Consider the following 11,736-nt stretch of genomic DNA (forward strand, 5'->3'; position numbering starts at 1 on the left):
TTCATGCCCTCTCCATTCCAATTCTCATCGTCTTCCCGCTCTCAGGCTGCGCTGTGCAAAGGCCCGCCCGCCACTTCGGCCAGCAGACGCTCGAGATCGACATCGGTATTGCGGTGCTCGCCGACGATCGTCTGCTCCGACATCACCAGGATGCGATCGGCCGTCTCCAGGGCTTCGTCGAGTTCGGTGACGAACAGCAGCGTCGCGCGGCCGTGGGCGCTGGTCCGCAGCTTGGCGGCGATATCGCGTCTGGCCGAGATGTCCACACCTTGAAACGGCTCGTCGAGGATGAAAAGCCTTGCCGCCTGCGACATCCAGCGGGCGACCATCACCTTCTGCTGATTGCCACCGGAAAGCGACGCCATCTCGTCCCTCTCGGAGCGACAGACGATGCCCAACTCCTGGATCTGCTGGCGAGCAATGGCGCGTTCGATACGGCGCTTGAGGACGCCGAGACGCGACATGCGCCTGTGGAACGGCAGGCTGATATTCTCCTGGACGTTGAAGTCGCCGACGATGCCGTTTTCGCCCCGGTCCTTGGCGACGAGAAACACACCGGCGGCAATCGCTTCGCCGGTCGATGCCGGCGCATAGGGTTTCCCGTTCAGCATCATGGTCCCGCCCAGCGGCTGGCGCAGGCCGAACAGCGTCTCGGCGAGCGCGGTCTTGCCGACGCCGACGAGGCCGGTGATGGCAACGACCTCGCCGTCGCCGAGGGTCAGCGAAATCGGCCGGGCGCCTTCTGCAACCCGCAACCCGTCCGTGGCAAAAATTGCTTTGGCCGAATTCCTGGCGACGATCCGCTCGAGCTGGATCTTGCGGCCGAGCATGGCGTTGACCGCACCTTCGTAATCCAGCGGCTTCTTGTCGAAGATGCCTGAGATGACCCCATCGCGCATCGAAATGATGCGATCGGCAAGCCGCCTGATGTCAGACATACGGTGCGAAATGTAGAGGATGGCCACGCCTTGCTGGCGAAGCCGGTCGAGCAATGCGAACAGCCGGTCGGCCTCGGCGCTGGACAGCGAGGAAGTCGGCTCGTCGAGGATCAGCACTTTCGGCCGGTGCGCCATGGCGCGGGCGATCGCCACCATCTGGCGGTCGGCCAGAGAGAGATCGCTGATCCGGGCCTTGAGGTCGATGGCCAGTCCCATGCGGTCGGCCACCGCCTTTGCCTCGCGACGCACCCGGCCTGGATTGAACAGGGTCGGCACGCCGCTGCCGCTCAACCTGTCGAGGGTAAGATTGGTGGCGACGTCGAGGTCGGCGACGACACCGTCATTAATGTTCTGGTGGACGGTGACGACGCCGGCGCGGATCGCCTCCGCCGGCGTTTTCGGGTCGAACTCATGACCGGCAAGCGACATCGAGCCGCCGCCATGGTCGTAGACGCCACTGATGATCTTGACGAGGGTGGATTTGCCGGCGCCGTTGGCGCCCATCAGCACGGTCACTTCGCCGGCATGCAATTCGAGCGAGACGCCGCCAAGCACCTCGATATGGCCAAAGGATTTCCTCAGGCCGTCGACGCGGAACACGGCATCATTGCCCATTCGTTCCTCCCTGACCATGACGCTATGGGCTATATCGGCAATTGTCAACACGATTGACAATTGCCAGCAGGCTTCCTAGCTTGGCCCGACCGCGTTGGCTCCGCTATCATCGGAGCACATGAGCGGGAGGTGAGGATGACTGGGAAATCGCCGTTCGAAGCACTGTCGGTCGAGACACTGGCGGGCCGTCTCGGTGCCAACGAGCCCCTGTGTTCGCAGATCGGCAAGGATACGAGCCAGTGGAAGGTTCGTGAAGTCGGCGATGGCAATCTGAACCTGGTGTTCATCGTCGAGGGTGCTGAGGGTGCGGCCGTCGTCAAGCAGGCCCTGCCCTACGTCCGGCTGGTCGGCGACAGCTGGCCGCTGCCGCTAAAACGCTCCTTCTTCGAATACCATGCGCTGACGCGGCAACAGGCGCGGGCGCCGGGTTCGGTGCCCGATATCTATCACTTCGACGAAGGCCAGGCGCTGATCATCATGGAGTATCTGTCGCCGCACATTATCCTGCGGCGGGCGCTGATCGAAGGCCGGCAATTGCCCAACATCGCGACAGACATCGGCTTGTTCATGGCCCGCACGTTGTTTCGCGGCTCCGACCTGCATATGGCGACCAAGGACCGCAAGGCCGATCTGGCACTGTTCGCCGACAATGTCGAACTCTGCGACATCACCGAGAACCTGGTTTTCTCGGATCCGTATTTCGATGCCAAGATGAACCAGCACACCAGCCCGCAGCTCGATGGCATTGTCGCCGAGCTGCGCGCCGACCGCGACCTCAAGGTCGAGGCGCAGCGCATGAAGCACATCTTCGCTGCCAATGCCGAGACGCTGCTGCATGGCGACCTGCATTCCGGCTCGATCATGGTCACCGACATCGAAACGAGGATGATCGACCCCGAATTCGCCTTCTACGGGCCGATCGCCTTCGACGTCGGCATGCTGCTCGCCAATTTCTGGATGGCGTTCTTCTCGCAGCGCGGCCATGAACAGGACGGAAGCCGCGACGCCATGCGTGACTATCTGCTCGGCGTTACGGTCGAGACATGGTCGGTGTTTCGCGCCGAGTTCTCGCATCTGTGGCGAACCGAGCGTACCGGCATGCTCTACCAGAAGAGCCTGTTCGAAGATCAGGGCGACAGGCTTGGCGCCGAGCAGGCGCTAGACCACATGCTGCATTCGATCTGGACCGATCTGCTCGGCTTTGCCGGCGTCGAGGTTCACCGGCGAATTCTCGGCCTTGCCCACAATGCCGATTTCGAGACCATTGCCGATCCGGATCTGCGCGCCAGATGTGAGGCAAAGGCGCTGAAATTCGGCCGTCACCTCGCCGTCAACCGGCGCCAGATCCACAGCATCGACGAGGTCAACCGGTTGGCCGCGCTGATCGAACGGGAGAGCAGGATTTGAACGTCGGCGACCGCCACTACCGCACCATCTGGCCGAGTGACGACGGGCGTTCGGTGGAGATCATCGACCAGCGCTGGCTGCCGCATGATTTCCGCATCGAAAAGATCGATTCCGTCGCCGGCATCGCCACGGCAATCCGCGACATGTGGGTGCGCGGGGCGCCGCTGATCGGCGTCACCGCGGCCTATGGCGTCGCCATGCAGATGGCCGACGATCCGTCGGATGCAGCACTCGACGCCGTCTGGGCAACCATGCACGAAACGCGCCCGACGGCGATCAATTTGCGCTGGGCGCTGAACGAAATGCAACGCTTCCTGCTGACGCTTCCCCTGGCAGAACGTGCCGCGGCTGCCTATCGGCGTGCCGGCGAGATCGCCGACGAGGATGTCGGCCTCAACCGCGCCATCGGCGCCCATGGGCTCGAAATCATCAAGGCGATCGCGGCGCGCAAGCAGCCGGGCGAACCGGTCAATATCCTGACCCACTGCAACGCCGGGTGGCTGGCCACGGTCGACTACGGCACCGCCACCGCGCCGATCTATCTGGCGACGGAAGCCGGCATTCCAGTCCATGTCTATGTCGACGAAACACGACCCCGGAACCAGGGTGCCCAATTGACCGCCTGGGAGATGGCCGGCCACGGCGTGCCGCATACGCTGATCGTCGACAATGCCGGCGGCCATCTGATGCAGCGCGGCCAGATCGATATGGTCGTCGTCGGCACCGACAGGACCACCGCCGACGGCGATGTCTGCAATAAGATCGGTACCTATCTCAAGGCGCTTGCCGCCGACGACAACGACGTGCCGTTCTATGTCGCGCTGCCGTCGCCGACGATCGACTGGACTGTGGGCGACGGGCTGGCCGACATCCCGATCGAACAGCGCTCGCCCGACGAGGTCTCACTGGTCTGGGGCAAGACCGCTTCCGGAGAGATCGCCCAGGTCCGCGTATCGCCGGAAGCCACGCCGGCGGCCAATCCGGCCTTCGACGTGACGCCGGCGCGGCTGGTCACCGGCTTGATCACCGAACGCGGTGTCGCTACGGCCTCGCGCGAAGGCCTGAGGGCGATGTTTCCCGAGCGCGGATGATCCGCTTTGCCGAGAGGGCGCTCCGGATTTGCCTGATCTCACGATTTCTTGAACGCGGCACGGTTAAAAACGCCCGTTGCCTGTCCCACATGGACGGCCGTATGCGTAGCGGCGGCGCGGCGCCCAACGCTCGAAGCCGGGGTTGCCCACGGCTCGGCGAGTGAACCAGCGGGATACCGCGATGTCATTCAGACCGTTGCTTGGTGACGGACGGGTTCGGAGCCAGGACGAGAAGTCGGAGCCCCTGCAAACCGCGTCATGGGTCAGCTCCTCGATCGTCTTCGACAACCGGCGGTGGGCGTGCCGGGAGGCGGAGCTCCGCTGGACAGCCCCTCATCATCTGATCGTGCTGACCGAAGAAGGCGGCACGTCCCATACATCCATCCGGCACGAGGCACGATCCCTTTACGACGGAATGGACCGTCCCGGAGCCCTCACCTTCGTCCCGGCAGGCGCGGAACGACAGGGCTTCTATCGCGATGTAAACCTCTCCTATTCAGCCCTGTGGATCGATCCCGATATCGGGCTTCCCGGATGCGAACGCCTGAGGAACCTGCCTATACTGGTAAACAAGAAAGACGCGGTCGTCGCCACGCTCTTGAGTTCGCTTCGTGACGAGATGGCACTCGGCCACAAGCCAGACACTGCCTATGTCGAGCATCTGGTCGCCCTCGTCAGTCTCCGCGTGGCCAACCTGAGCCGGGAGCAACCGCGGTTTGTACGTCACGGCTGTCTCAGCCGCCGGGCACTTGGTCGCGTTCGGGATTACATCGATGCGCATATGAATTCCGACATTTCGCTAAGCGAGCTGGCAGCCGCCGCGGGCATGGCCGTCGACAGTTTTGCGCGTCGCTTCAAGGCGACGACCGGCCTTGCACCCTACGCCTATGTGATCGAGGAACGGGTGCGGCGAGCGGAGGCGCTGCTGCGCGAAACGGGTTTGTCGATCGGTGTCATTGCCTTTCGGCTCGGCTTCTCAAGCCAGAGCCACTTCACCACGACCTTCCGACGTCTGAGGGGCATGACGCCTCGTGCCTATCGGGTGAATTCTTCTCCAGAATCCTGATAGTGCCGCCGGTTTCTTGAAAGAAAGCCGCCGCCCGCACTCCCACCTCCAGTGTCGTTGGGTGACAGAACCCGAGGGTTCGCTCGGGTCAAGTTGCCGTCTGCGCTTCATTGCGACTGGGAGATCATGCATGGCCAAAACGGACAACAGGAGCGGACCGACGCGTCGAATGGTATTGGAAGGCGGTGTTGCGACCGGGGTGCTCCTGGCTACCGGACTACCGGTTGACGCCGAGCCGGCCGAGACCGTCACAGCGGCTGCGTCGTCCTCACCACTACCGACGATGACGATGTCGTTACGGATCAACGCGAAGGATCTTGCCATCGAGCTCGACCCGCGGACGACGCTGCTCGACGCCCTGCGCAACCATCTCGGCCTCACCGGCTCGAAGAAGGGCTGCGACCACGGCCAGTGCGGCGCATGCACGGTGCTCGTCGATGGGCGCCGGATCAATTCCTGCCTGACGCTTGCCGCAATGCATCAAGGCGACGAGATCACCACGGTCGAGGGCCTTGCCGAGGGTGACCGGCTGCATCCGGTCCAGGCCGCCTTCGTCGCCCGCGACGGTTTCCAGTGCGGCTACTGTACGCCAGGCCAGATCTGCTCGGCGGTTGGCATGCTGGGCGAGGCGCGGGCCGGCTGGCCAAGCCATGCGAGCGCCGACGTGGCAGCGGCTTCCGTCGCTCTCACCGATGCCGAGATCCGCGAGCGGATGAGCGGCAACATCTGCCGTTGCGCCGCCTATCCGAACATTGTCGCTGCAATCCGCGACGCGGCAGAGGAGGCATGAGCAATGCAGTCCTTCACTTATGAACGTGCGACGAGTGCTGAGCAGGCGGCGGCCGCGGTTGCGGCCCGGCCGGACGCCAAGTTCATCAGCGGCGGTACCAACCTGCTCGACCTGATGAAGCTCGAGATCGAGCGCCCAGCGCATCTCGTCGACATCAGCCGGCTGCCGCTTGATCGGATCGAGGAGACGGCGGAAGGCGGGCTTCGGGTCGGCGCCCAGGTCCGCAATAGCAATCTCGCCGCCGACCCGCGGGTAAGGTCGCGCTACCCGATGCTCACGCAAGCGCTGCTGGCGGGAGCGTCCGGCCAGATACGCAACAAGGCCTCGACCAGCGGCAATCTCCTGCAGCGCACGCGCTGCCCCTATTTCTACGACCGCAACATGCCCTGCAACAAGCGCCAGCCGGGTTCGGGCTGCGCGGCACTTCAGGGCTTCAACCGCATGCACGCCGTACTCGGCGCGAGCGAAGCCTGCATCGCGGTCCATCCTTCTGACATGGCGGTCGCCATGTCCGGGCTCGACGCCAGGATCGAGACCGTCTCGCCCGGCGGCGAGACCCGTACGACCCCGATCGGCGATTTCCATCGATTGCCCGAGACGATGCCCCAGGTGGAGACCGTGCTCGGCCACGGCGAAATGGTCGTCGCGGTTGTCCTGCCGCCGCCGCCACCCGGCCGGCAGCTTTACCGCAAGGTGCGCGACCGTGCTTCCTACGCCTTCGCGCTGGTGTCCGTGGCAGCAATCGTCGAGAAAGGCGGCGACCGTATTCGAAGTGCTCGGATCGCCATGGGCGGCGTGGCAGCCAAGCCCTGGCGCGCGACGGAGGCGGAGCGCACGCTCGCAGGAGCGTCGGCGTCCGACGGTGCCTTTATCGACGCGGCCGAAGCCGCGCTCGCCGGAGCTGTCGGGCATGGCGCCAATGATTTCAAGATCCCGCTGGCGAAACGGACGATGCGGCACACGCTCGCTGCTGCCGTCGAGAGTGCGTGAGGTGACACGATGACAGAGACGACGACCCCGAACAGCGGTTCCCAGATGCAGGCGACGAGCAGGAGATCGATATGAAACTCACGCGACGCGCCGTTGCCGCCGCGGGTGGCGGCCTTTTTGTTTCTGCCGCAGCAGCTTGGGGCGCCACATCCGACCCGGGAGCTCGTCACGGGCTCGAGGCCGCCGTCGACGCCTTCTTTGCCGGCTGGGCCTCTGGCGACTGGACGGCATTCCTTGATTGTTGCGATGAGACGATGACCTTCCAATTCCCTGTCGGCGAGCAACGAGGCCGACACGGACCACCGGAAGGCAAGCGGGCACTCGCAGCCTGGACCGCCGCGCATCAGGCGCAGGGAAACAGGATCACGAAATCGACCGTCGATCTCAAGCTCTTCGCCGCCGACTGGGTCATCGTCTGCGACCGCGGGAGCGGGACAATCGGTGGCGCGCCCTACACTGGCCTGCATGCGATCCTCATCCGGGCCGGCCCGACAGGGAGGCTGGTCGAATTTCGCGAGTATTTCGGCGAGATCGCCGCGTGAGCTCCGGCCGCCGCGCGACGAACATAAAGGTGCGAGGAAGCGGCGTCGTCGCGGCCTCGATGCTTCCGAACTCCAGATGAAAAATCTTTAGGTGACTTATGAACGAGACCATACCCGGACTGCCCGGCTCCGCCACCCATTCAAGGATGAAACCTCGTCCCGATGCTGGCATCATCGGGAGGCCGATCGACCGCATCGACGGTCCGCTCAAAGTGACGGGCGGCGCCACATACGCTTACGAGAATGAGCTGGATGGTACAGCCTATGGCTACATTCTCGGCGCCTCCGTCGCCAAGGGCCGCATCGCCGAGATCGACACGACCGAAGCCGAACGGGCGCCGGCAGTGCTGCTCGTCATCACGCACCGCAATGCGCCGGCCCAGCCGGATTTCGGCCCAACGGTCACGCCAACGGTGCCGGAGGTCTTCACGCGCCCCCGGCCCGCGCTCAACAGCGATCGAGTACGGTATTACGACGAGCCGGTCGCGCTGGTCGTTGCGGAGACGTTCGAGGCGGCACGCGCTGCTGCGGGCCCCATCAGAGTACGCTATGACGAGGAGCCGGGCCTCTACGATCTACCGGGACATATCGCCGACGCCTACGCGCCAAAGCGGACCAATGCCGGCTTCGAGACCGACAGCGTGGTCGGCGACTTCGAGCGCGCCTTTGCGACGGCGCCGATCAAGATCGATTCCACCTACGGGACCCCCTTCGAACATCACAATCCGATGGAGCCGCATGCGACGCTTGCTGCCTGGTCAGGCAACGAGCTGACGATCCGTACATCGGCGCAGACCCTCGCGAACTTCCGGGCCGGGGTCGCCAGCACGCTTCGCATCCCGCTCGAGCGAGTGCGCATCGTCAGCCCCTTCATCGGCGGAGGCTTCGGTTCCAAGCTGATTGCCCATGCCGACACGATCCTGGCCGCACTTGCAGCGCAGGTGCTGCAGCGCCCCGTGAAGATCGCGCTGACGCGACAACAGATGTTCGCCAATGCCGGTCATCGCGCAGAGATGGTCCAACAGGTACGTCTCGGCGCGGACACTGACGGGCGGCTCACCGGGATCGCGCACGATGTCTGGTCCGCAACGTCCAGCTTCGAGGAGTACTGCGAACAAACGGCAGTTTTTGCGCGCTCGCTCTACGCCGCGCCGAACCGTCTCACCCGCCATCGCCTGGTTCCGCTGGACATCAACCGCGGCGAATGGATGCGCTCGCCCGGCGAAGCGCCCGGCATGCTGGCTTTCGAATGCGCCATGGATGAGCTCGCCGAGCGCGCCGGTCTGGACCCGATCGAACTCAGGATCCGCAACGAACCGGCACAGGATCCCGAGCGCGGCGTGCCGTTCTCCACCCGCAATCTCGTCGCCTGCATGGAGGAAGGCGCCCGCCGTTTCGGCTGGGAGCGGAGAAACCCGACACCGGGCCGAACTCGGGAGGGCCGCAAGCTTATCGGCCACGGCATGGCGGCGGCGATCCGTCCGAACTATATCGGCGCGGCGACGGCGCGGGTTGCGATCGACCGGGACTGTCGGGTGACGGCGCGGCTCGACATGACCGATATTGGGACCGGCACCTATACGATCCTGACCCAGATTGCCGCCGAGAGCCTCGGCCTGCCGATCTCGTCCGTCAAGGTGGAGCTCGGCGACAGCCGCTTCCCGCGTACCGCCGGCTCCGGCGGGTCCTGGGGCGCAGCAAGTGCGGGTTCGGCCTTGTATAATGCGTGCAACGTCCTCAAGGAACGGATCCTGGAGGCGGCGCAGTCGAACGAAGCCTCGCCGTTGCGCGGCGCGAACGCCACCGAGGCAAGCTTTGCCGACGGCGAGGTCAGGGTCGGCCAGCGATCGGCGAGCCTGGCCGATCTTATCCGAGGGATCTCTCCCGACGGGCTCGAAGCCGAAGGCTCCGTAGCCGCGGGCGCCACCACCCAGTCATACAAGACCTATTCGCAGCATTCCTATGGCGCGCATTTCGCAGAGGTCGCTGTCGATTGCGATACCGGTGAAATCCGGATGCGCCGGATGCTGGCTGTGATCGGCGCGGGCCGTATCCTCAACGCCAAGACCGCGCGCTCGCAAATCATCGGCGGCATGACCTGGGGGATCGGTGCAGCGCTGATGGAGCAGACGGTGCTCGACCCGCGCTACGGCCACTTCGTCAATCACGATCTTGCCGAGTATCATGTGCCGGTCAATGGCGATGTCCCCGATATGGAGGTCGCCTTCCTCGAGGAAGACGACGACAAGGCCAACCCGCTTGGCGCAAAGGGTCTCGGCGAGCTCGGCGTGTGCGGTGCGGGGGCTGCTGTCGCCAACGCCGTTTACAACGCGGCCGGCGTGCGAGTGCGTGAATTTCCCATCACCTTGGACAAGGTGCTGCCTGCCTTACCGGTGATCGCCATTTGACGCTCTCCTCCCTCGCCCTCAACGGTGACCAGGTCGAAACGAATCGCTATTTCTGCGCCATCGACGACGACGCCGGTGGTTGACAGCGCTTTCCGGCCCTTCCATACAAACGCCGTCAATGTTCTCAGGGCGGGGTGAAAGTCCCCACCGGCGGTAAGGGTCTCGGCCCAAGCCCGCGAGCGCTTTCCGGTTAGCCGGAGGGGTCAGCAGATCCGGTGTGATTCCGGAGCCGACGGTCACAGTCCGGATGGAAGAGAACGAAATGGAAGACGGTCCGCTTTCGCGGTTCGGACTCCGTATCGTGCGTCCTGATTCTGGTTCGAAACGGAAGGATGGACCCATGAATCAGCATTCCCACAACGACTATGAAACGATCCGCGTTGCCGTCATTCGCGCGCGTTGGCATGCCGATATCGTCGACCAATGCGTTGAAGCATTCGAGGCGGAACTGGCGGTTCTCGGAGAGAAACGCTTTGCCGTCGATGTCTTCGATGTGCCTGGCGCTTATGAGATTCCCCTGCATGCAAAGACGCTTGCCGTGACCGGCCGCTATGCCGCTATCCTCGGCGCCGCGTTCGTCGTCAATGGCGGCATCTACCGGCACGAGTTTGTTGCAAGCGCGGTCATCGACGGGATGATGAATGTGCAATTGTCGACTGGCGTGCCGGTGCTTTCGGCGGTGCTGACGCCGCACAACTACCATGACAGCGCGGACCATCACCGCTTCTTCTTCGAGCATTTCAAGGTCAAGGGCAAAGAGGCGGCCAGTGCCTGCGTGCAACTGCTGGCAGCACGCGAACACATCGCGGCGTGAAACCTCCACCGCCGGGTGGAAATCCCGGTAAGGCGCTGTAGTATCTCACGAAGCAGGAGGATGCCGGTGCAGACCAAGAAGATCATCAATGACGGCAATCGCTCCGTCGACGAGATGCTGGAGGGCATCCTGGCTGCGCATCCGCGCCACCTCAGAAGCGCGGACGGCAGTCCGCGCGCCATTATCGCCCGCGACGGACCGCGCCCAGACAAGGTCGGCCTTGTCATCGGCGGCGGCTCGGGCCATGAGCCGACCTTCCTCGGCTTCGTCGGCAAGGGGCTGGCTGACGCGGCCGCGATCGGCAATGTCTTCGCCTCGCCGCCGCCGGACCCGATCCTCGAATGCGCCAAGGCGGCCAGCGGTGGCGCCGGCGTGCTGTTCATGTACGGCAACTATGCCGGCGACGTGATGAACTTCGACATGGCCGCCGAAATGGCGGCAATGGACGACATCGAGGTGCGTACCGTGCTGACCACCGACGATGTCGCCTCGGCGCCACGCGACCAGAGGCAGAAGCGACGCGGCGTCGCCGGCAATTTCTTCATCTTCAAGGCCGCCGGTGCCGCCTGCGACCGAATGCTCTCTTTCGACGAGTGCGAGCGCATCGCCAGGAAGGCCAACGATCACACCTTCACCATGGGCGTGGCGCTGTCGCCCTGCTCCTTGCCGCAGACCCGCCGGCCCAATTTCGAGATCGGACCGGACGAGATGGAGATCGGCATGGGCATCCATGGCGAGCCAGGCATCGCGCGCGGAAAATTGAAAACCGCCGACGAGATCACAGACGAGATGCTGGACAATATCCTCGACGAGATGGCGCCGGCGCGCGGCGACAAGGTCGCGGTGCTGGTCGATTCGCTCGGCTCGACGCCGCTGATGGAACTCTACATCATGAATCGGCGGGTCAAGCAGAGGCTCGACGAGATCGGCGTTTCCGTCCACGCGACCTGGGTCGGCAATTACTGCACCTCTCTCGAAATGGCCGGCGCCTCGGTGACGCTGATGCATCTCGACGGCGAGTTGCAGGCGATGCTCGACCATCCTTGCGACTGCGCCATGTTCCGCGCCGGCTGAG

General features: G+C 64.3%; 10 protein-coding genes and 1 riboswitch. Of the genes, 9 read left to right on the forward strand and 1 reads right to left on the reverse strand.

The features are described from left to right. Positions 1-41: 41 nt before the first annotated feature. Positions 42-1,553, reverse strand: coding sequence for a sugar ABC transporter ATP-binding protein (locus X773_RS50480; RefSeq protein WP_023676004.1), 1,512 nt, complete (start codon positions 1,551-1,553; stop codon positions 42-44). Positions 1,554-1,688: 135 nt separating this feature from the next. Between X773_RS50480 and mtnK the strand changes: the two genes are divergently transcribed. The 9 genes from mtnK (at position 1,689) to X773_RS50520 (ending at position 11,735) form a co-directional block, all read left to right on the forward strand. Further along, positions 1,689-2,960, forward strand: a complete 1,272-nt coding sequence (gene mtnK, locus X773_RS50485) for an S-methyl-5-thioribose kinase (RefSeq protein ID WP_023676005.1) — start codon at positions 1,689-1,691, stop codon at positions 2,958-2,960. Further along, a complete protein-coding gene (gene mtnA, locus X773_RS50490; protein ID WP_023676006.1) occupies positions 2,957-4,051 on the forward strand; it encodes an S-methyl-5-thioribose-1-phosphate isomerase in 1,095 nt (364 codons plus the stop codon). The genes mtnK and mtnA overlap by 4 nt, the downstream gene beginning before the upstream one ends. A gap of 181 nt (positions 4,052-4,232) precedes the next feature. Further along, the gene (locus tag X773_RS0137610) at positions 4,233-5,117 is read left to right on the forward strand and encodes an AraC family transcriptional regulator (RefSeq protein WP_031211585.1); all 885 of its coding nucleotides are present in this window, start codon (positions 4,233-4,235) and stop codon (positions 5,115-5,117) included. A gap of 130 nt (positions 5,118-5,247) precedes the next feature. Continuing rightward, complete coding sequence (locus tag X773_RS50495; RefSeq protein WP_023676008.1) at positions 5,248-5,907, forward strand: 2Fe-2S iron-sulfur cluster-binding protein; 660 nt, start codon at positions 5,248-5,250, stop codon at positions 5,905-5,907. A gap of 3 nt (positions 5,908-5,910) precedes the next feature. Beyond that, positions 5,911-6,897, forward strand: a complete 987-nt coding sequence (locus X773_RS50500; protein ID WP_023676009.1) for a xanthine dehydrogenase family protein subunit M — start codon at positions 5,911-5,913, stop codon at positions 6,895-6,897. A 71-nt stretch (positions 6,898-6,968) separates the two neighbouring features. Beyond that, a complete protein-coding gene (locus tag X773_RS50505; protein ID WP_023676010.1) occupies positions 6,969-7,439 on the forward strand; it encodes a nuclear transport factor 2 family protein in 471 nt (156 codons plus the stop codon). Positions 7,440-7,585: 146 nt separating this feature from the next. Next, complete coding sequence (locus tag X773_RS50510; protein ID WP_031211586.1) at positions 7,586-9,847, forward strand: xanthine dehydrogenase family protein molybdopterin-binding subunit; 2,262 nt, start codon at positions 7,586-7,588, stop codon at positions 9,845-9,847. A 116-nt stretch (positions 9,848-9,963) separates the two neighbouring features. Next, positions 9,964-10,110, forward strand: a riboswitch (FMN riboswitch). 77 nt (positions 10,111-10,187) lie between these two features. Next, positions 10,188-10,661, forward strand: coding sequence for a 6,7-dimethyl-8-ribityllumazine synthase (locus X773_RS50515; RefSeq protein WP_023676012.1), 474 nt, complete (start codon positions 10,188-10,190; stop codon positions 10,659-10,661). Positions 10,662-10,727: 66 nt separating this feature from the next. Then, complete coding sequence (locus X773_RS50520) at positions 10,728-11,735, forward strand: dihydroxyacetone kinase subunit DhaK (RefSeq protein WP_023676013.1); 1,008 nt, start codon at positions 10,728-10,730, stop codon at positions 11,733-11,735. Position 11,736: the final 1 nt, after the last annotated feature.

It is taken from the genome of Mesorhizobium sp. LSJC280B00 (genome assembly GCF_000502835.1).
In the GTDB taxonomy this organism is placed as follows: domain Bacteria; phylum Pseudomonadota; class Alphaproteobacteria; order Rhizobiales; family Rhizobiaceae; genus Mesorhizobium.